At 70.4% G+C, this 19,187-nt stretch carries 18 protein-coding genes and 1 pseudogene; 14 read left to right on the top strand and 5 right to left on the bottom strand.

Annotated elements, in window-relative coordinates; translation table 11 throughout:
- Positions 1-162 precede the first annotated feature (162 nt).
- The 5 genes from ACFCZF_RS15320 (at position 163) to pgi (ending at position 4,857) form a co-directional block, all read left to right on the top strand.
- Positions 163-1,374, top strand: coding sequence for a phosphoglycerate kinase (locus ACFCZF_RS15320; RefSeq protein WP_376672046.1), 1,212 nt, complete (start codon positions 163-165; stop codon positions 1,372-1,374).
- A gap of 5 nt (positions 1,375-1,379) precedes the next feature.
- Positions 1,380-2,156, top strand: a complete 777-nt coding sequence (gene tpiA / locus ACFCZF_RS15325; RefSeq protein ID WP_376672047.1) for a triose-phosphate isomerase — start codon at positions 1,380-1,382, stop codon at positions 2,154-2,156.
- Between the two features lie 137 nt (positions 2,157-2,293).
- Positions 2,294-2,530: a preprotein translocase subunit SecG gene (gene secG, locus ACFCZF_RS15330; protein WP_079160504.1), complete on the top strand. Its 237-nt coding sequence runs from the start codon at positions 2,294-2,296 to the stop codon at positions 2,528-2,530.
- Between the two features lie 217 nt (positions 2,531-2,747).
- On the top strand, positions 2,748-3,083 hold the full coding sequence (locus ACFCZF_RS15335) for an RNA polymerase-binding protein RbpA (RefSeq protein ID WP_003976875.1): 336 nt from the start codon (positions 2,748-2,750) through the stop codon (positions 3,081-3,083).
- A gap of 121 nt (positions 3,084-3,204) precedes the next feature.
- Positions 3,205-4,857 (top strand): glucose-6-phosphate isomerase, encoded by a 1,653-nt coding sequence (gene pgi / locus ACFCZF_RS15340; protein WP_376672048.1) that lies wholly within the window; start codon positions 3,205-3,207, stop codon positions 4,855-4,857.
- Positions 4,858-4,894: 37 nt separating this feature from the next.
- On the opposite strand, the gene ACFCZF_RS15345 is transcribed toward pgi, so the two are convergent.
- Genes ACFCZF_RS15345 through ACFCZF_RS15355 form a run of 3 tightly spaced genes read right to left on the bottom strand, consistent with a single transcriptional unit; the run spans position 4,895 to position 8,808 of the window.
- Complete coding sequence (locus tag ACFCZF_RS15345; RefSeq protein ID WP_376672049.1) at positions 4,895-7,480, bottom strand: FtsX-like permease family protein; 2,586 nt, start codon at positions 7,478-7,480, stop codon at positions 4,895-4,897.
- 60 nt (positions 7,481-7,540) lie between these two features.
- Entirely contained in the window at positions 7,541-8,296 is a 756-nt protein-coding gene (locus ACFCZF_RS15350) for an ABC transporter ATP-binding protein (protein WP_376672050.1), read from the bottom strand.
- Positions 8,293-8,808: a PadR family transcriptional regulator gene (locus ACFCZF_RS15355; RefSeq protein ID WP_307011196.1), complete on the bottom strand. Its 516-nt coding sequence runs from the start codon at positions 8,806-8,808 to the stop codon at positions 8,293-8,295. The genes ACFCZF_RS15350 and ACFCZF_RS15355 overlap by 4 nt, the downstream gene beginning before the upstream one ends.
- 110 nt (positions 8,809-8,918) lie before the next feature.
- On the opposite strand from ACFCZF_RS15355, the gene ACFCZF_RS15360 reads away from it, so the two are divergent.
- The 5 genes from ACFCZF_RS15360 to ACFCZF_RS15380 all read left to right on the top strand — a co-directional run bounded on the left by ACFCZF_RS15360 (position 8,919) and on the right by ACFCZF_RS15380 (position 15,601).
- Positions 8,919-10,190 (top strand): ABC transporter substrate-binding protein, encoded by a 1,272-nt coding sequence (locus ACFCZF_RS15360; protein WP_376672051.1) that lies wholly within the window; start codon positions 8,919-8,921, stop codon positions 10,188-10,190.
- A 190-nt stretch (positions 10,191-10,380) separates the two neighbouring features.
- Entirely contained in the window at positions 10,381-12,003 is a 1,623-nt protein-coding gene (locus ACFCZF_RS15365; RefSeq protein WP_376672052.1) for a glycoside hydrolase family 13 protein, read from the top strand.
- A gap of 42 nt (positions 12,004-12,045) precedes the next feature.
- Entirely contained in the window at positions 12,046-13,377 is a 1,332-nt protein-coding gene (locus ACFCZF_RS15370) for an ABC transporter substrate-binding protein (RefSeq protein WP_375924444.1), read from the top strand.
- Between the two features lie 6 nt (positions 13,378-13,383).
- Positions 13,384-14,751, top strand: coding sequence for a carbohydrate ABC transporter permease (locus ACFCZF_RS15375; RefSeq protein ID WP_376672053.1), 1,368 nt, complete (start codon positions 13,384-13,386; stop codon positions 14,749-14,751).
- Between the two features lie 10 nt (positions 14,752-14,761).
- Positions 14,762-15,601, top strand: a complete 840-nt coding sequence (locus ACFCZF_RS15380; RefSeq protein WP_376672054.1) for a carbohydrate ABC transporter permease — start codon at positions 14,762-14,764, stop codon at positions 15,599-15,601.
- Positions 15,602-15,669: 68 nt separating this feature from the next.
- Here ACFCZF_RS15380 and ACFCZF_RS15385 read toward each other — a convergent pair whose 3' ends face one another.
- Positions 15,670-16,839: a multiprotein-bridging factor 1 family protein gene (locus tag ACFCZF_RS15385; protein ID WP_376672055.1), complete on the bottom strand. Its 1,170-nt coding sequence runs from the start codon at positions 16,837-16,839 to the stop codon at positions 15,670-15,672.
- A gap of 248 nt (positions 16,840-17,087) precedes the next feature.
- On the opposite strand from ACFCZF_RS15385, the gene ACFCZF_RS15390 reads away from it, so the two are divergent.
- Together ACFCZF_RS15390 and ACFCZF_RS15395 are read left to right on the top strand one after the other, a co-directional pair.
- Entirely contained in the window at positions 17,088-17,252 is a 165-nt protein-coding gene (locus ACFCZF_RS15390) for a hypothetical protein (protein ID WP_376672056.1), read from the top strand.
- A gap of 175 nt (positions 17,253-17,427) precedes the next feature.
- Positions 17,428-17,661 carry a hypothetical protein gene (locus ACFCZF_RS15395; protein WP_376672057.1) on the top strand — a complete coding sequence of 78 codons (234 nt, stop codon included), beginning with the start codon at positions 17,428-17,430 and terminating at the stop codon, positions 17,659-17,661.
- A 264-nt stretch (positions 17,662-17,925) separates the two neighbouring features.
- Here the strand turns inward: ACFCZF_RS15395 and ACFCZF_RS15400 are convergent, their stop codons facing one another.
- Positions 17,926-18,513 carry a hypothetical protein gene (locus tag ACFCZF_RS15400; protein WP_376672058.1) on the bottom strand — a complete coding sequence of 196 codons (588 nt, stop codon included), beginning with the start codon at positions 18,511-18,513 and terminating at the stop codon, positions 17,926-17,928.
- A 70-nt stretch (positions 18,514-18,583) separates the two neighbouring features.
- Between ACFCZF_RS15400 and ACFCZF_RS15405 the strand changes: the two are divergent.
- Positions 18,584-18,799: pseudogene (locus tag ACFCZF_RS15405) on the top strand (glyoxalase superfamily protein); the annotation flags it as partial.
- Between the two features lie 37 nt (positions 18,800-18,836).
- On the top strand, positions 18,837-19,094 hold the full coding sequence (locus ACFCZF_RS15410; protein WP_376672059.1) for a hypothetical protein: 258 nt from the start codon (positions 18,837-18,839) through the stop codon (positions 19,092-19,094).
- Positions 19,095-19,187 lie beyond the last annotated feature (93 nt).

The following is a 19,187-nucleotide window of genomic DNA, read 5'->3' on the forward strand; positions in this document are numbered from 1 at the left end:
TCTTCGTCGGCAGCCATCTCTGATCAACGCGAACTAAGAAACCACCTCGATCCGGTAGCAGGTCGCGGGCAGCGCAGGCCCGCGCTCCCCGAGCCCTGCGTCGCGTCCGCAGCGACCAGCCCTCGTAGGATCACGAGCGATCACGAGAACCCAGGAGCCCTCTTGAAGACGATCGACGAACTGCTCTCCGAAGGCGTCGCGGGCAAGCGCGTCTTCGTCCGCGCCGACCTGAACGTGCCGCTGGACGGCACCACCATCACCGACGACGGCCGCATCCGCGCCGTGCTGCCCACCGTCAAGGCCCTGGCCGACGCGGGCGCGCGCGTGATCGTCGCCTCGCACCTGGGCCGCCCCAAGGGCGCCCCGGACCCGGCCTTCTCCCTCGCCCCGGCCGCCGCCCGTCTCGGTGAGCTGCTCGGCGCCGACGTCGCCTTCGCCGAGGACACGGTCGGAGCCTCCGCCGAGTCCACGGTCGCCGGCCTCGCCGACGGCCAGGTGGCCGTCATCGAGAACCTGCGCTTCAACGCCGGCGAGACCAGCAAGGACGACACCGAGCGCGCGGCCTTCGCCGACAGGCTGGCCGGCCTCGCGGACGTCTACGTCGGCGACGGCTTCGGCGCCGTGCACCGTAAGCACGCCTCGGTCTTCGACCTCCCGAAGCGCCTGCCGCACTACGCCGGCTACCTCATCGCCACCGAGGTCGGCGTCCTGAAGAAGCTCACCGACGACGTCCGGCGCCCGTACGTGGTCGCCCTCGGCGGCGCCAAGGTCTCCGACAAGCTCGCCGTCATCGACCAGCTGCTCGGCAAGGCCGACCGGCTCCTCATCGGCGGCGGCATGGCGTACACCTTCCTCAAGGCCCAGGGCCACGAGGTCGGCATCTCCCTCCTCCAGGAGGACCAGATCCCGACCGTCAAGGAGTACATGGAGCGCGCGGAGAAGAACGGCGTCGAGCTGGTCCTCCCCGTCGACGTCCTGGTCGCGTCCGAGTTCCCGGACCTGAAGACCAAGGCCCCGGCCCACCCCGCCACCGTCGCCGCGGACGCCATCCCGGCCGACCAGGAGGGTCTGGACATCGGTCCCGAGACCCGCAAGCTGTACGCATCGAAGCTCGCCGACGCCGCCACCGTCTTCTGGAACGGCCCCATGGGCGTCTTCGAGCACCCCGACTACGCCGAGGGCACCAAGGCGGTCGCCCAGGCCCTCCTCGACGCCCCGGGCTTCACCGTGGTCGGCGGCGGCGACTCCGCCGCGGCCGTCCGTACGCTCGGCTTCGACGAGAACGCATTCGGCCACATCTCGACCGGCGGCGGCGCCTCCCTCGAATACCTCGAGGGCAAGACGCTCCCCGGCCTCGCCGCACTGGAGGACTGACCTCAATGACCACCCGCACGCCGCTGATGGCGGGCAACTGGAAGATGAACCTCAACCACCTCGAGGCCATCGCCCACGTCCAGAAGCTCGCCTTCGCCCTCGCGGACAAGGACTACGACGCCGTCGAGGTCGCCGTCCTCGTCCCCTTCACCGACCTGCGCTCGGTGCAGACCCTGGTCGAGCACGACAAGCTCAAGATCAAGTACGGCGCCCAGGACGTCTCCGCCCAGGACGGCGGCGCCTACACCGGCGAGATCTCCGGCCCGATGCTGGCCAAGCTGCGCTGCACCTACGTCGCGATCGGCCACTCCGAGCGCCGCCAGTACCACGCCGAGACCGACGAGCTGGTCAACGCCAAGGTCAAAGCCGCCTACAAGCACGGCCTGACCCCCATCCTGTGCGTCGGCGAGGAGCTGGACGTCCGCGAGGCGGGCAACCACGTCGCCCACACCCTCGCCCAGGTCGAGGGCGGCCTGAAGGACCTCCCGGCCGAGCAGGCCGAGACCGTCGTGATCGCCTACGAGCCCGTGTGGGCCATCGGCACCGGCAAGGTCTGCGGCGCCGAGGACGCCCAGGAGGTCTGCGCGGCCATCCGCGGCAAGCTCGCCGAGCTGTACTCGCAGGAGCTGGCCGACAAGGTCCGCATCCAGTACGGCGGCTCCGTCAAGTCCGGAAACGTCGCCGAGATCATGTCGCAGGCCGACATCGACGGCGCCCTGGTCGGCGGTGCCTCGCTGGACTCCGACGAGTTCGTCAAGATCGTCCGCTTCCGCGACCAGTAGGCCGGCAGGCCCGCCGTCCGGCAGATCGGCCGGTGAGTATGCCGTAGCGGCGATACGTCGTACCCTTGCGGGGGCATGGTGGCCTGCAGTCACCGTGCCCCCGTCGTTCATCCGAATCCGAGGAAGTTGGTCCAGCCGTGGTTTTGGGGTTCTCGATCGCCCTGATCGTCTTCAGCCTGCTGCTGATGCTGCTGGTGCTGATGCACAAGGGGAAGGGCGGCGGCCTCTCCGACATGTTCGGTGGCGGCATGCAGTCGTCCGTCGGCGGCTCCTCGGTCGCCGAGCGCAACCTCGACCGGATCACCGTGGTGGTCGGTCTGCTGTGGTTCGCGTGCATCATGGTGCTCGGCCTGCTGATGAAGGCGAACAACTGAGCACAACTGAACAACTGACACACCCCGCACTTCCGCACGTAAAGCCCCATGTTCGGTACGCGCTCGACGGCGCCGCCTATCATGGGGCTTGCGTCTGGGCGCTTGGGCTTGTAACTCCAACCACTGGACGCGCGTTGGGCCTTACGTAGACTGAGGCGCTCGCAGCGAAGCGAACGCCGACTCGCTTTGCGGCACCATCACGCAGGGAGTTACGACCGTGGCAAGTGGCAACGCGATCCGGGGAAGCCGGGTCGGGGCGGGGCCGATGGGCGAGGCCGAGCGTGGCGAGTCCGCGCCGCGCCTGCGCATCTCCTTCTGGTGCTCCAACGGACACGAGACGCAGCCGAGCTTCGCGAGCGACGCCCAGGTCCCCGAGACCTGGGACTGCCCGCGCTGCGGCTTCCCCGCCGGACAGGACCGGGACAATCCGCCGGACCCGCCGCGCACCGAGCCCTACAAGACCCATCTCGCCTATGTGCGCGAGCGGCGCAGCGACGCGGACGGTGAGGCGATTCTCGCCGAGGCGCTGGCCAAACTGCGGGGCGAGATCTAGACCGGCCTCCTTCGGGCCCCCTTCACTCAGTCTTCTTCAGCCGGTCTTCTCGCGGGCTGATCAATTAGGTTGGACCAGCCGGGACAGCTGGGACACCTAAGGAAGAAGGCTGAAGTCCGACATGAACGCAGACGGCCGTACCAGGCTCAACCAGACGCCCGAATGGGCCGCACTGGCCAAGCACCGCGAAGAACTCGGCGAGGTGCGGCTGCGCGAGCTGTTCGCCGCCGACCCGGGCCGCGGCACCGGCTGCACGCTCCGGGTGGGAGACCTGTACGTCGACCACTCCAAGCACCTCGTCACCGACGAGACCTTGCGGCTGCTGCGCGAGCTGGCCGCCGCCACCGACGTGTTCGGGCTGCGCGACGCCATGTTCCGCGGCGAGAGGATCAACACCACCGAGGACCGGGCGGTGCTGCACACCGCGCTGCGCGCCCCGCGGGACGCGGTGATCGAGGTCGACGGCGAGAACGTCGTACCCAAGGTGCACGCGGTGCTCGACAGGATGGCCGGCTTCGCCGACCGGATCCGCTCCGGGGAGTGGAAGGGCCACACCGGCAAGCGCATCAAGAACGTCGTCAACATCGGCATCGGCGGCTCCGACCTGGGTCCCGCCATGGCCTACGAGGCGCTGCGCGCCTTCACCGACCGCGAGCTGACGGCCCGTTTCGTCTCCAACGTCGACGGCGCCGACCTGCACGAGGCCACCCGCGACCTGGACCCGGCCGAGACGCTGTTCGTCATCGCCTCCAAGACCTTCACCACCATCGAGACGGTCACCAACGCCACCTCCGCACGGACCTGGCTGCTGAACGCCCTCGGCGACGGGGCCGCCGTCGCCAAGCACTTCGTCGCCCTGTCGACGAACGCCGAGAAGGTCGCCGACTTCGGCATCGACACGGCCAACATGTTCGAGTTCTGGGACTGGGTCGGCGGGCGCTACTCGTACGACTCGGCGATCGGTCTCTCCCTGATGATCGCCATCGGCCCGGACCGCTTCCGCGAGATGCTCGACGGCTTCCACCTCGTCGACGAACACTTCCGCACCGCCCCCGCGGAAGCCAACGTGCCCTTGCTGATGGGCCTGTTGGGCATCTGGTACGGCAACTTCCACGACGCCCAGTCGCACGCGGTGCTGCCGTACTCGCACTACCTGTCTAAGTTCACCGCGTACCTCCAGCAGCTGGACATGGAGTCCAACGGCAAGTCGGTCGACCGCGACGGGCGTCCCGTGGAGTGGGAGACCGGACCGGTCGTCTGGGGCACGCCCGGCACCAACGGCCAGCACGCCTACTACCAGCTGATCCACCAGGGCACCAAGCTCGTGCCGGCGGACTTCATCGGCTTCGCCGAGCCGGTGGCCGAGCTGAGCGACGAGCTGAAGGCCCAGCACGACCTGCTGATGGCCAACTTCTTCGCGCAGACCCAGGCGCTCGCCTTCGGCAAGACGCCGGACGAGGTGCGGGCCGAGGGCGTGCCGGAGGAGCTGGTCCCGCACAAGACGTTCCGGGGCAACCATCCGACGACCACGATCCTCGCCCGCGAGCTGACCCCGTCGGTACTCGGCCAGCTCGTCGCCCTCTACGAGCACAAGGTGTTCGTCCAGGGCGCCATCTGGAACATCGACTCCTTCGACCAGTGGGGCGTCGAACTCGGCAAGGTACTCGCCAAGCGCGTCGAACCCGCCCTCACGGAGGGCGCCGAGGTTCCCGGTCTGGACGCCTCCACCAAGGCGCTGGTCGCCGCCTACCGGGAGCTGCGCGGCCGGCAGTGACGGACGGGGCGTGTCGGTGGCCCGGCCGGTCGTCCGGTCAGGCCACCGCGCTCAGGGTGTCCGCGAGGCGGCGCCGGGCCGCGCGTGCCGACGGTACGGCGGCCAGCGCCGCGGCACCGAGCACGGCGGTCCCGCCCAGGAGGGTGAGGAAGACGGGGGACGGGGACTGGGCGATCCCCGCGCCGATGCCGCTGGAGGCGCCCTGGGCGTCGATCAGCCAGTGCGCGAGCGGCAGCCCGAGAGCGGTGGCGAGGAGCACGGCCGCCAGCGCGGTGCACGCGGTGGCCGTGACCGTGATGCCGGTGATCTGGCGCGGGGACAGGCCGATCGCCTTGAGGGCGAGCAGGTCCCGTTCGCTCTCCCGGACGGTGCCGCCGATGGCGGTGAGCAGTTCGATCAGCCCGATGAGGGCGAGGACGGCGATCAGTCCGAGGACGACTCCACGCAGCGGAGAGAGCCCGTCTGCGGGATTCGTCACGGAGTGCACGTCGAGCCGTCCGTGCCCGGCCTCGGCGAGCTGCGCGGCGACCTCGCCCGGGTCGGCACCGGGACGCAGCCGGAGCTGGTAGAGGGTCGGGCTCAGCCGCGGGTCGTTCTCCCGGAGGGTGTCCAGGGACGTGGAGATGACCCGGCCCCCGTTCTCCGGTTCGATGCTGCGGCCCACGATGTGCAGGATCTGCGGCTGGTCGCCGACGGTCATCCGCACCCAGTCGCCGACCCGCACCTCCAGCAGGTCGAGCAGCCCCTGCCCCGCCACCGCCTCGTCCGGTCCGTGCGCGCGGCGGCCCTCGGCCAGGGCGTACGGGTAGGGGTCCTCGCGGGTGCCGAGCCCGCGCAGCGCGATGGTCGCGGTCTGGCCCGGCACCAGGGCGGCCACCTCGACGCCCGGGTAGACGGCGGCGACCTGCGGGTCGCTTCGCAGCAGGGCACGGGTGCCGCGGTCGCCGAGACCGGCGTCGGCGCGGACGGTGAGGGCGGTGGGCAGGCCGAGCTGCTCGGGGCGGCTGTGGAAGCGGTCGATGGTGGTCCACGCGCTCATCGCCACCACGATCAGCAGCAGCGGAAGCGTGAGACGGGCGACCGTGGCGAGCGAGCGCGGGCGGCGCGTGAACGCCTTGTGCCAGCCGAGGACGAGCGCGGGCGGCACGCGGATTTCGAGTTCGCGTACGTCGGGGTGTCGCTCACCGGGAGCGTCGGGTCGCCGCTCACCAGGGCCCTGTGCGTCGGGGTGTCGCTCACCGGGTCCCCGTTCGTCGGGGCGTCGCATTTCGGTGCGCCGCTCACCGGGGCCGCCCTGTGCGTCGGTGCGTAGCTCACCGGGAGCGTCGGGTCGCCGCTCACCAGGGCCCTGTTCGGCGGGCGCCAGGTCATCGGCTGCGCGCCGGCCGGACGCTCGCCCGCCGGGGCCCTGGACGCCCCGCCCACGCCCCCGCACCCGCACCCTGAGCACCCGCAGCCCCAGCGCCCTCCGTGCCGCGCCGGACAGCCGGCCGCCCCGCGCCGCCGCCGGGCGTGGCACCGGAACCGGCGGCACCCGCCCCGCCCGCCAGGCCGCGAGCCCGGTGGTGGCGCCGATGAACAGCACCGCGCCCGCCGGTACGGCGAACAGCGCGACGGTGTGCCCGGGCAGCCCCTGCCACACGCCGACCGCGTCCCCGAGCCGCCCGGGGACGAGGCTGCCGAGGGCCTGCGTGAGCACGGCGGCGGCCACCGCGCCGAGCAGGGCGTAGGCGAGGTGCTGGAGCAGGAAGACCCGGACGACCTGGCCCGGCGTGAAGCCGATCGCCTTCAGGACGGAGATGTCCCGCAGATGGCCGCGGATCCGGGTGCCGATCGCCCCGTGCACGGCGAGCCCGGCGGCGAGCAGCGCGCCCAGTCCGAACAGGCCGAGGACCTGCCCGAGCAGCCGGTTGTCGCCCTGGGCCTCCGCGCGGGCCTGCTGCCAGGTGGAGACCTGCCCGATCGCACCGGCGCCCAGCACGGTCACCGCACGCTGCACGGCGTAGTCGGTGTCCCCGGGATCCGTCAGGCGCAGCCCGATCACCTGGCCGCCCGGGTCGGCCACGGCGGCCGGCGGCGCCCACACGAGGCCCGGCTGCTCGCCCGGCCGGTAGCGGCGTTCGGGACTGTCGGCGATGCCCAGCACCGTCAGGGTGCGTGCGGTGCCGGGCAGCGTGAGGGTGTCGCCGGGCTGGGCCAGCAGCGCGCGGGCGAGGCGGCTCTCCAGGACCACCCCGTCGGGATCGGCCGGGTCGAGCCAGTGCCCGGCGGTGAGCAGCGGGCGCCCCACGTCGGGTTCCTCGGCGGTGCCGCGCAGCTCGACGGAGGCGCGGGTGCCGCGTACGGCGACGGTGGCGGAGGCGGTGGGGTAGGGGCCGGCGACGGACTGGACGCCGCCCAGACCGGCCAGCCTGTCGGTGTCGGCCGCGGTGTCGGTGTGCAGCCAGACGTGGGCGCCGCGGGCCTGCGTGAAGACGCGCTGCCAGGGGTTGGTCGCGTACCCGAACAGAGCTGTGGCCAGCAGCAGCGAGGCGACGATGCCGGCGGTGGCGAGAACGAGGAACAGCGCCTCGCCCCGGTGCGTGCGCAGATCGGAGTGGGCCCAGCGCAGGGTGGCTCGCACCGGCCTCAGCCCTCCGGTGAGCGGTGCGCGCGGTGCTCGCGGTGGTCGTACGCCCGCATGTCAGTCCTTGAGTTCCAGCACGGCGGACGCCCCGGACCGGCGGCGCGGTGGCGTACCGGCGTCCAGTTCGGCGTCGTCGGCTATGCGCCCGTCGAAGAAGCTGATCACCCGGTCCGCGGCGCTCGCGAGCCGGGCGTCGTGGGTGACCAGCAGGATGGTCTGGCCGCGCTGGTGGAAGCGGGTCAGCAGCCGCATCACCTCGCGGGTGCCCTTGCTGTCCAGACTGCCCGCGGGCTCGTCGGCCAGCAGTAGCGGCGGATGGTTGACCAGGGCCCGGGCGAGTGCCACCCGCTGCTGCTCGCCGCCGGACAGCTCACCGGGCATGCTGCGCTCCTTGCCCACGAGGCCCAGCTCGGCCAGCAGCTCCGCCCGCTCGGCGCGCGCCCGCTTCGGCGGCAGACCGGCGAGCAGGGCGGGCAGCTCGACGTTGTCCGCGACGGACAGGTCGGAGACCAGGTTGAAGAACTGGAAGACGATCCCGATGCGCTTCCTGCGCTCGACCGCCCAGCGCGCCTCGCTGTACGCGTCCGTGCACGCGCCGTCCAGCCAGAGGCTCCCGGCGTCCGGCCGCTGGAGCCCGCCGAGCAGATGCAGCAGCGTCGACTTCCCGGCGCCGGACGGCCCGGTGATCGCCACGAACTCGCCCCGCCGCACACACAGGTCGACCCCGCGCACGGCGTGCGCCGGTGCACCCTCGCCGTGGTGCGTCTTGGCCAGGCCCTCGGCGCGCAGTACTGGAGCCTCGTCCGCGCTCACTCCAGCTCCTCCAGCTCTTCCTGACACCGTTCCAGCCAGTCGAGGTCGGCCTGCAGGTGCAGCATCGCGCCCTCGATGAGGAGGTGGGCGACGCGGTTGTCACGGTCTTCGGCGGCCGCCAGCTTCGACAACTGGCGCATCGTGTTCAGGTACTGCCGCCGCTGTTTGTTGATGAGGGCGACCTGGTCGGCGAGCCCCGTCTGCGGAGCCAGGGCGAGCTTCATGAAGAACTCGTCCCGCACCCGCGGCTCGTCCGCCGTCTCCTCGTACCAGGCCCGCAGCTCGTCGCGCCCGGCTTCGGTGAGGTGGTAGACCTTCTTGTTGGGCCGGCTCGACTGCTCGATGTCCTCGCCCTCGATCAGTCCCGTCTTCTCGAGGCGGCCGAGGGTGACGTAGATCTGGCCGACGTTCGGCTGAGGGTACGCGGAGCCCAGCAGTTGCTCAAGGTCCTGCTTCAGCTCGTAGCCGTGGGCCGGTCCGCGGGCCAGAAGGGCCAGGAGGTGCAGGCGCACTCAGCCGTCCTTCCCTTCTGGTCACATGTGCTCCAGGCCCTAGTATCGCGCATACCTAACAGGTATACATGGCCCCTGACCGGTGTACGAGGGTGTACAGGGAGGAACCTATGCGGTGGATCCACGCCGCCGGTAGGGGCCTTCTCGTCCTCGTCGTGCTCCTGACCGGCTACGTCGCCTCCGGTGCCCGTGCCGACGAGGGCGCCGCGAGTGGGCGCGGGCCGCTCACCCTGGCCACTGCCGGGGACCTCACCGGCTACCTCGGCCCGCTGCTGGAGGGCTGGAACCGCGACCACCCCGGCGAGAAGGTCACCCTCGTCGAACTGCCCGACTCCGCCGACGAGACCCGCGCGCAGATGGCCACCGACCTGCGCGACGGCGACCGGCACCGCTTCGACGTCCTCAACATCGACGTCAACTGGACCTCCGAGTTCGCCGCCGCGGGCTGGATACGCCCGCTGCCCCGCGACCGGTTCCCGCTCGGCACCTTCCTGCCGCCGGTCGTCGACACCGCGACCTACGACGGGCGGTTGTACGCCGTCCCGTACGTCACCAACGCGGGTCTCCTCCTCTACCGCAAGGACGTCCTCGCCGAGGAGGGCGTCCCGCCGCCGCGCACCTGGGCGGAGCTGGAGCGGTACGCCGAGACCCTCGCCCCGAAGCACGGACTCGACGGCTACGCGGGCCAGTTCCTCCCCTACGAGGGCCTCACCGTCAACGCCGCCGAGGCCGTCTACTCGGCCGGCGGCAGCATCCTCGGCGACGAGGGCGAGCGCGTCACCGTGGACTCGGCGGCGGCCCGCGAGGGCATCGGATTCCTGGCGCGCGGGGTGCGCGAGGGCTGGATACCCAAGGACGCGCTGACGTACAAGGAGGAGGAGTCCAAACAGGCCTTCCAGGACGGCCGCCTGCTCTTCCTGCGCAACTGGCCCTACGCCTACGTCGGCGCCTCCGCCGAGGACTCGAAGGTCGCCGGAAAGGTCGGCGCCGTACCGCTGCCTGGACCCGACGGCCCCGGCACGAGCGTCCTCGGCGGCTCCAACCTGGCCGTCGGCACCCACGCCCGGCACCCCGACTCGGCCGCGCGCCTCATCGCGTACCTCACCAGCGAGCGTGTCCAGCGCCAGGTCCTCACCCGCGGCGCGCTGCCGCCGGTGCGGGCCGATCTCTACGAGGACCCCGAGCTCACCGAGGCGTTCCCGTACCTGCCGACCCTGCGCGAGAGCGTGCTCGCCGCCGCGCCGCGCCCCAAGAGCCCGCGCTACGACCAGGTCAGCCTGGCCGTGCAGGCGGTCGTGCACGACGCGATGACCGGGCGGCAGACGCCCGAGGCGGCGGTGCGCCGGCTGGCGCGCGAGCTGGCCGCGATCTCGCGGCGCTGAATCTTTCTGGGCTTTCTACTTACGCGTTAGGTAACGCCGACGTCTCATCTATGCCCTCGCTGCAGCTAAAAGTCAGCATATAAACCCCCAAGTCCTCAGTAGCTTCTGTTCTGTTCGTTGACACCCTCGCGATACCGCTACCTAACATGCATGCACAACAACAGCGGCTCTCGACAGACAGGTCTACGGGGTGAACAGGCACCACTGGTGGCGTGACGCGGTGATCTACCAGGTCTACGTCCGCAGCTTCCTCGACAGCACCGGCGACGGTGTCGGCGATCTCGCCGGCGTCCGGGCCGGGCTGCCGTATCTGCGCAAGCTCGGCGTGGACGGGATCTGGCTGAGCCCCTTCTATCCCTCGCCCCAGCACGACCACGGCTACGACGTCGCCGACTACCGCGGCGTCGACCCGCTCTTCGGCGACCTCGACGAGTTCGACGCGCTGGTCGTCGCGGCCCGGCGGCTCGGCATCCGGGTGCTGCTGGACATCGTCCCCAACCACTGCTCCAGCGAGCACCCGTGGTTCCGCGAGGCCCTCGCCGCCGAGCCCGGCAGCCCGGCCCGCGCCCGCTTCCACTTCGCCGACGGCCGCGGCCCGGACGGCGACGAGCCGCCCAACAACTGGCACGCCATGTTCGGCGGCCCCGCCTGGACCCGGGTGACCGAGGCCGACGGCCGCCCCGGCCAGTGGTACCTGCACATGTTCACGCCCGAGCAGCCGGACTGGAACTGGCGCACCCCCGAGGTCGCCGCCGAGTTCGACCGGATACTCCGTTTCTGGCTGGACCGGGGCGTCGACGGCTTCCGCATCGACGTGGCCGCCGGCCTCTTCAAGCACCCGGACCTGCCCGACTCCCCGGACCCGGAGGCCGACGCCCGCACCCGCGACTCGGTCAACCCGCTCGCCTGGAACCAGCCCGAGGTGCACGACGTGTGGCGGCAGTGGCGCGCGGTGTGCGAGGAGTACGCCGACCGCGACGGCCGCGAGCGCCTGCTCGTCGGCGAGGTGTCGGTCCCCAGCGCCCGCGAACACGCGCGCTACGTCCGCCCCGACGAGCTCCACCAGGCCTTCTTCTTCGACCTGCTCGGCGCCCCCTGGGACCCCGACGCCTTCCGCAAGGTCATCTCCGAGGCCATGCAGGACATCGCCGGGACCGGCTCCACGGTCACCTGGGTCCTCAACAACCACGACCAGGTCCGCACCGTCACCCGCTACGGCGAACCCGCCACCGACGGCAGCGGACTCGGCACCGCCCGCGCCCGCGCCGCCGCGCTGCTGATGCTGGCGCTGCCGGGTGCCGCGTACATCTACCAGGGCGAGGAACTGGGCCTGCCCGAGGTCGTCGACCTGCCCGACGACGTGCTCACCGACCCGATCTTCCACCGCACCGGCAGCCGCGCCCGCGTCCGCGACGGCTGCCGGGTGCCGCTGCCCTGGTCGGGACAGGCCTCCCCGTTCGGCTTCACCTCCGGCGACGGCAGCGCCAAGCCCTGGCTGCCGCAGCCGGAGTACTTCGCCGAGTACGCCACCGACCGCGCCCTCGCCGACACCCGCTCCTTCTGGCACCTCTACCGCGACGGCCTCCAGCTCCGCGGCGACCTGCCCCAGCTGGGCGAAGGCACCCTGCGCTGGCTCGACACCCCGCCCGGCGTCCTGGCCTTCGGCCGCGGCGACGGCCTGGTCTGCGCCGTCAACTTCGGCACCGCCCCCACGCCCACGCCGGTCCCCGGCACCCCGCTGCTCACCAGCGGACCCTGCCCGCCCGGTGTCCTGCCCGGCTCCACCGCCGCCTGGTGGATCGCCGACCTCTGACCTCCGACCTTTACCTGCCCGACCCTCGAAGGGACATCAACGATGATGCGACGACGTAGCACCACCCTGCTCACCGGCTGCACCGCCCTCGTCCTCGCCCTCGGCGCCACCGCCTGCGGCGGCTCGGGACCCGTCACGGCCGGCGGCGGTGACAAGGCACTCGGCGGACAGTCCGTCACCGTGGCCGGCGTCTGGTCCGGCACCGAGCAGGAGAACTTCCAGAAGGTGCTGGACGCCTTCTCCGAGAAGACCGGCGCCAAGACGTCGTTCGTCTCCACCGGCGACAACGTCTCCACCGTCGTCGGCAGCAAGATCGAGGGCGGCAACGCCCCCGACGTGGTGATGGTCCCGCAGGTCGGCGTGCTCCAGCAGTTCGCCGGCAAGGGCTGGCTGAAGCCGCTGTCCAAGACGGCGCAGAAGTCCGTGGACGCCAACTTCGCGAACGTCTGGAAGTCGTACGGCAGCGTCGACGGCACCCTCTACGGGCTGTACTTCAAGGCCGCCCACAAGTCGACCGTCTGGTACAGCCCCGACGCCCTGAACCAGGCCGGGGTCGAGCCGCCGAAGACGTACGACGAGATGCTGAAGGCCGGGCAGACCGTCTCCGACTCCGGGCTCGCCGCCTTCTCGGTCGCCGGGCAGGACGGCTGGACGCTCACCGACTGGTTCGAGAACATCTACCTCTCCCAGGCCGGACCCGAGAAGTACGACGCCCTCGCCGCCCACGAACTGAAGTGGACCGACGCCAGCGTGGTCGAGGCGCTCACCACCCTCGGCAAGCTCTTCAAGGACAAGCAGCTGATCGAGGGCGGCCAGAAGGGCGCCCTGAACACCGACTTCCCGGGCTCGGTGGAGAAGGTCTTCGGCCCGAAGCCCGAGGCCGGCATGGTCTACGAGGGCGACTTCGTCGCCGGGGTCGCCAAGGACCAGTTCGGCAAGGAGATCGGCAAGGACGCGAACTTCTTCCCGTTCCCCGCGGTCGAGGGCGGCGAGGCGCCCGTGGTCAGCGGCGGTGACGCGGCCGTCGTCCTGAAGGACGGCAAGAACTCCAAGGCCGGCATGGCGCTCCTGGAGTACCTCGCCACCCCCGAGGCCGCGGCCGTGTGGGCCGAGGCGGGCGGCTTCCTCTCCCCGAACAAGAAACTCGACCTCGCCTCCTACGGGAACGACGTCAGCCGGGCCACCGCCAAGTCCCTCGTGGACGCCGGGGACTCCGTCCGCTTCGACATGTCCGACCAGGCACCGGCGGCCTTCGGCGGCACCAAGGGCACGGGCGAGTGGAAGATCCTCCAGGACTTCCTGCGCGACCCGTCCGACCCGAAGGCCACCGCCGCGCAGCTGGAGACCGCGGCGGCCAAGGCCTACAAGGACTGACCGGCCATGACCTCGACCCTGGTGAAAGAGGCGAGCCCGCCCACCGCCCCCGGCCCGGCGCCCGTACGGCGCCCCCGGCGGCGCCGGGCGGCCGTCGCCCTGCTCTTCGTGCTGCCCGCACTGCTCCTGCTGGGCGCGCTCGTCGTCTACCCCGTGCTGTTCTCCGTCGGGCGCAGCCTCTTCGACGCCTCGGGCACGCGTTTCGTGGGCGGCGACAACTACACCGAGATGTTCAGCGACCCGGCCACCCTCAAGGCCGTCCGCAACACGGCGATCTGGGTCGTGATCGCCCCCACCCTGCTGACCGGCCTCGGCCTGATCCTCGCCGTCCTGGTCGAGAAGGTCCGCTGGGCCACCGCCTTCAAACTGCTCCTCTTCATGCCGATGGCGGTGTCCTTCCTCGCCGCCGGCATCATCTTCCGGCTCGCCTACGACCACGACCCGGACAAGGGCGTCCTCAACGCCGTCGTGACCGGCGTGCACGACGCCTTCGCCGGCACGTCGACCTATCCGGGCGCCCGCGCCCGCGAGGGACAGACCGGTGGCGGCCTGGTCAAGGCGGCGGACGGCTCGTACCGGACGAGTGCGGGCGTGTCCCCCGGCGACACGGTGACGCTCGGCCTGGTCGGCGTACTGCCCGACGACCTGCCGTCCGGCACCAAGCCCGCGTACGGCGCGGCGGGGCGCGAGGCGGCGGCCGGTGAGGTGAGCGGTGTCGTCTACCTGGACTTCACGCCCGGCGGGGGAGGGGAGCAGGGCCGGGTCGACCGGCGCGAGAGCGGGCTGCCCGAGATGACGGTCGAGGCCGTGCGCGACGGCCGTACGGTCGCCACCACGACCACCGCGGCCGACGGCTCCTTCCGTTTCGAGGACCTGGCCGAGGGCTCGTACGCCGTCGAACTGCCCGCGTCGAACTTCGCCCCGCCCTACGAGGGCGTCTCCTGGCTCGGGCCCGCGCTGGTCACGCCCGCGATCATCGGGGCGTACCTGTGGATCTGGACCGGGTTCGCGATGGTCCTGATCGGCGCCGGCCTGTCCTCGCTGCCGCGCGACGCGCTGGAGGCGGCGCGGATGGACGGCGCGAACGAGTGGCAGATCTTCCGGCGGATCACCGTACCGCTGCTGGCGCCGGTGCTGACGGTCGTCTTCATCACCCTCGTGATCAACGTGATGAAGGTCTTCGACCTCGTCTACATCATCGCGCCCGGACCCGTGCAGGAGGACGCGACGGTGCTCGCGACGCAGATGTGGCTGGTGTCGTTCGGCGGCGGCAACAACCAGGGGCTCGGCAGCGCGCTGGGCGTACTGCTTCTGCTGCTCGTCGTCCCGGCCATGGTCTTCAACGTCCGCCGCTTCAAGAGGAGTCAGCGATGAGGAGTCAGCGATGAGCGCCGTGCGGCGGTATCTGGGCAACGGGGTCGTGCAGGCATTCCTCGTGCTCATCGGCCTGGTGTGGATGACGCCGCTGGCAGGGCTGTTCCTGTCCTCGCTGCGGTCGGCCGAGGACACGGCGAAGGGCGGCTGGTGGACGGCGCTCGCCAGCCCCGGACAGCTGTCCCTCGACAACTACTCCGCGCTGCTCGGCAACTCGGGCATCACCCAGGCCTTCTGGAACACGGTGCTGATCTCCGTGCCGACGACGGTGCTCGTCGTGGTCGTCGGGGCGCTGGCCGGGTACGCCTTCGCGTGGCTGGACTTCCCGGGGCGCGAGGCGATCTTCCTGCTCGTCGTGGCGCTGCTGGTGGTGCCCGTGCAGATCGGGCTGCTGCCGGTCGCCAAACTCTTCGGCCAGCTGGGCCTGTTCGGGACCATCCCGGGTGTCGTGCTCTTCCATGTGGCGTACGGGCTGCCGTTCGCGGTGTTCCTGCTGCGGAACTACTTCGCCGAGATGCCCAAGGAGATGCTGGAGGCCGCGCGGATGGACGGCGGCAACGAGTGGCGGATCTTCACGCGGCTGGTGCTGCCGGTGGGGAAGCCGGCCATCGCCAGCCTCGCCATCTTCCAGTTCCTGTGGGTCTGGAACGACATGCTGGTGGCGCTGCTGTTCGCGGACAGCTCGGCACAGCCGCTGACCGTGGAACTCCAGTCGCAGATCCGGCAGTTCGGCAGCAACATAGACGTGCTGGCGCCGGGGGCGTTCCTGTCGCTCGTCGTGCCGGTGGTCGTGTTCTTCGCGTTCCAGCGGCACTTCGTGCAGGGGGTTATGGCGGGGTCGGTGAAGTGAGGGGTGGTGGGGCGGCGGGGGTTCCCTCGACCCCGCCGACCCCTCTGGCGCTCTCAGGCATCCAAACGCTAGAACGCGTACGGGTCTTCGTTCAGCGCGTCTGAGATGCTGTGGAGGGCGTCACGGACTCCCATAGGTGCACCGGGCAGTGACATTCCTGTCCGGGCTGTGTTGCCCAAAAGTCTGAGGGTGCGAGTGGAGGCGATCTCGCCGATGATCGGAAGCATTGACTCCGCCAGTTCCTCGGCTTCCGGCCATGCTTCCACTCCCAGAAGGCAATCGAGTAGCCGGACACTGGAAATTCTCCTGTATCCGACTTTCGCTCCCCCTTCGTCATGCAGAGCGCGTTGAAGGTAGGGGATTCCCTTCCTGGGCTGTCCCGCTGCTTGGAAGGCGAACCCTTGGTTGCCGTCAATTTCGTTGGCCGTGACCCACCAAGCCCAGTAGGGGTCACTGGGACGCTTGCTTTCTTGGATGAGCGAGCGGGCACGGTCGAACGATCGGGCGGCCTCCGATTCTTGCCCCGATCCTGCCAGCCCTTTGGCCTCGCGCACTCTGAAGATCGCTTCAGTGTGCGGGGAAAGCCGACCGCGCTCGATGATGGATCGGGCGATCGCCAGTTCTTCGCGAGGGCGCCCCACCCATCCTGCCTGCATGGCCATGTTCTGCATGACCAGTAGCTCAATCGAGTGGTCCCCCGAAAGTCTCGCCAAGAACAGCGCCTCTTGGTTGAACCTGCGGGCAGCCTTCTGCTGCTCGGCGTCGAACAGTGCCCATCCGGCGACTTCGGCCAACTCCGCTGCCGCCGCCTGGATGTCGTGCTCCGCCTTGGGGTCGTGTTCACCTTCGCCCAACTGGCGATGCACTGACTTGAAGGCGCGCACAGCTACATCCGCGATGGGTAAGCCGTTGATCTCATTGTCGAGGACGACAAGACGTTGCGATATCTCACGGATGGCGCGTGCGAAGCCCGCCCCCCGGTCGCTGTCGCGAGTGGGCCAGCGCTCGGGGGTAGTCGTTCCTTCCGCCTGAGCGGGGCGAGCCGCAAGGGCGACCAACTCGCCCTCGGTGGCCAGTAGTGCGTCCAGCCCTTCGGCCAATTGCAGGGATGGTGACTGCTTCCCGTTGAAGACGCGACTCAGATAGGCAACGTCGTAATTGAGGGCACGGGCAGCGCCTCGCACGCTCATACGCCGATCATCGAGGGCCGCCCGAACACGCGCTCTGAAGTCGTCCATGCCTGCTCCAGAAGGTGTTGACCGTTGACTGTTCAGTCTAGTCAACGCCGGTCAACTCCCGTAGACACTCGCCAAGTCGGTTGAGTGGTCAGACACAAGGACCCCCGCAACCGCGCTAACGGCCCGGGGGCATGGCCAACGCTGACAAGGAGCGTCGACGTGCAATGTGTAACACAGGCCCTTGAATGGCTGAGGAAGCCGGGTACTCCGCCGGAGAGCCTCCGCACATGCGGTCAGGAAGACGCGCGATGAGCGCCCCGGAAGGCGACATGCAGCGCGCCTACCGCCTGTGGTTCGAGCACGCCCGCAAGTGTGAGGCGTGCAGGCGGGTGACCAAGGCTGCGGAGGGCTGCGAAGCGGGCCGGGAACTGTGGGGCACGTACCGCCTCGCACACAGGGGCGGGGGCGCGTAGTGGCGATGACGATCAGGGTCTACCGGATCAATCCGCGGACAGGCGCGCACACTCGGGTGCGGGGCAAGCACACGGTCAAGCCTGCGTCAGCACCGGAAATCAACAGTCAGTACCCGCCTTGCGTCTGCCCCCGCTGCACCGGCAGGGCAGCCGACCGGCCGACCGAGGGGGCGCGGTGACGCGCGCGATCATCAAAGCCGCGGAATGGACGCTCGGACGGGAACCCGGGGAAGGTGCTCCGCAAGCCATCTGTTCCGCAGTGTGCATGGACTGCGGCCAGGAAGCACCGGCCTCGGACAACGACCGTGCGCCGGTGGAGATGTGGGCGCTCAAGCACACGGGACTGAACCCCTCGCACCGCCAATACAAGGCCATGGTCGAGACGTATTGGTGCGTGTATCCGGCGTAGACCAACCCGTGCTGGGAGCGAGACGCCCAAGGCGCCTGGCCCTCCACAGATGCCGCGAGGGCTCAAGGCAGTGAGGCAGGGCCCCGCCCAGGCACCCTCAACCTTGGGCGGGCAGCGGCCCCGGACCGCGGGAGCAAGGGCACACGGCCGGGGCGTCTCGTTTTGCGCGTGCCGCCGCTGGCCGGGCTGTTCCTCTCCACGCCGGCCCTGTGCAGTTCCCCGCGCCCCGACGGACCGCTGCCGCTTGCCGTGCGTCTCCGGCTCTCAGCTGAAGATGTCCAGGACATCCAGCCGGGAGCCGCCGTCGTCGGCGGGGCGGTGCCGCATCGGGCGGGGCTCCGGGTAGGTCTCCGCTGCGGCCCTCGCGCGGACGATGTCCGGCCCGCCGCACGCCTCGACCGCGAAGGCGCCGAAAACCTCGGCGAACGCGGCCGGGTCGCGGAACTCCACGCCGAACGCCCGGCCGTCCTGCAACGGCACCCACACCATCCGGTCGAACCGTATCCACTCCAGCACCGGCTGGTCGTCCGCCGTTGACCGCCCCTCCAGCCACAGCCGCGCCACGTGCAGGAGATTCACCCTCTCCAGCGGCAGCCGCTTGCGCCGCACCCGCAGCTCACGCGTCGTCAGCGCGACCCGCTGGTCCTTCTTCGGATACCAGACGACACCGATCCCGCACGGCACCCACAGCAGGACCCCGATCATCGGCAAGACCAGAGCGTCGCCCCACGACCGGAGCAGCCCGCCGTCCAGCAGATACAGGGCCCCGAAGACCAGAACCCACTTCACCGTCATCCGCCAGAACCCGGTCCCCTGCCGGTACAGGACCCGCTGCTTCCCCGTCATCGTCATACCCGCACGCTATACGCCGCCCCGCAGTTCACCGTAGGCCCTGCGCCGCATCAGGCAACGTTCGCCCTGGGCGCTCTGCGACGTCGCCCGGGGCGGGGTGCGGTTGTTCTTGTCGGAGCACAACGGTGATGCCCGTCCCGACACGTTGGTCTACCTTGGCGTTCGGGATGTCGAGGCCATCACCTCCGAGTTCGGTGTGCAGGCGAAGGACGCTCCGTGGGCGCGTGAGATCGAGCTGCGTGACCCTGACGGCAATCGGCTGCGGATCGGCACGCCGACGGAATGACATTCCCCGGCAGGCGCGCGGCAGTGAAGCTGCGCTGGTGGCTGAGCGAGTAGGCGTCCCCCGCCCGCACGGGCAGGGTGCCACGCACGCCATCTACTCCGCCGTGTGCATGGACTGCGGAACGGAGGCACCGGCGTCGGACAGCGACCGTGAGCCGGTTGAGGCGTGGGCGCTGAAGCACACCGGTCTCAATCCCTCGCACCGCCAGTACAAGGCCATGGTCGAGACCTATTGGCGCGTGACCCCGGCGCCTGGCAACCCGTACCGGGAACTCCTCGACACCCGGCGGACTTAGAGGTCGTTTTCTCCTGGACTGCCCGCGTATCGAGTGGTTTTCAGACCGGCAGGGTGTGGTGCTCGTGCTGCTGGAGATTCGGGGTGGTTCTTG

The organism is Streptomyces sp. NPDC056296 (genome assembly GCF_042268605.1).
In the GTDB taxonomy this organism is placed as follows: Bacteria; Actinomycetota; Actinomycetes; order Streptomycetales; family Streptomycetaceae; genus Streptomyces.

What these genes read in the sequence shown, in the direction of transcription:
- ACFCZF_RS15370 (WP_375924444.1), top strand. Translation starts at nt 12,046, where the DNA reads ATGATGCGACGACGTAGCACCACCCTGCTCACCGGCTGCACCGCCCTC.
- tpiA (WP_376672047.1), top strand. Translation starts at nt 1,380, where the DNA reads ATGACCACCCGCACGCCGCTGATGGCGGGCAACTGGAAGATGAACCTC.
- ACFCZF_RS15360 (WP_376672051.1), top strand. Translation starts at nt 8,919, where the DNA reads ATGCGGTGGATCCACGCCGCCGGTAGGGGCCTTCTCGTCCTCGTCGTG.
- ACFCZF_RS15380 (WP_376672054.1), top strand. Translation starts at nt 14,762, where the DNA reads ATGAGCGCCGTGCGGCGGTATCTGGGCAACGGGGTCGTGCAGGCATTC.
- pgi (WP_376672048.1), top strand. Translation starts at nt 3,205, where the DNA reads ATGAACGCAGACGGCCGTACCAGGCTCAACCAGACGCCCGAATGGGCC.
- ACFCZF_RS15375 (WP_376672053.1), top strand. Translation starts at nt 13,384, where the DNA reads ATGACCTCGACCCTGGTGAAAGAGGCGAGCCCGCCCACCGCCCCCGGC.
- ACFCZF_RS15390 (WP_376672056.1), top strand. Translation starts at nt 17,088, where the DNA reads ATGAGCGCCCCGGAAGGCGACATGCAGCGCGCCTACCGCCTGTGGTTC.
- ACFCZF_RS15400 (WP_376672058.1), bottom strand. Translation starts at nt 18,513, where the DNA reads ATGACGATGACGGGGAAGCAGCGGGTCCTGTACCGGCAGGGGACCGGG.
- ACFCZF_RS15385 (WP_376672055.1), bottom strand. Translation starts at nt 16,839, where the DNA reads ATGGACGACTTCAGAGCGCGTGTTCGGGCGGCCCTCGATGATCGGCGT.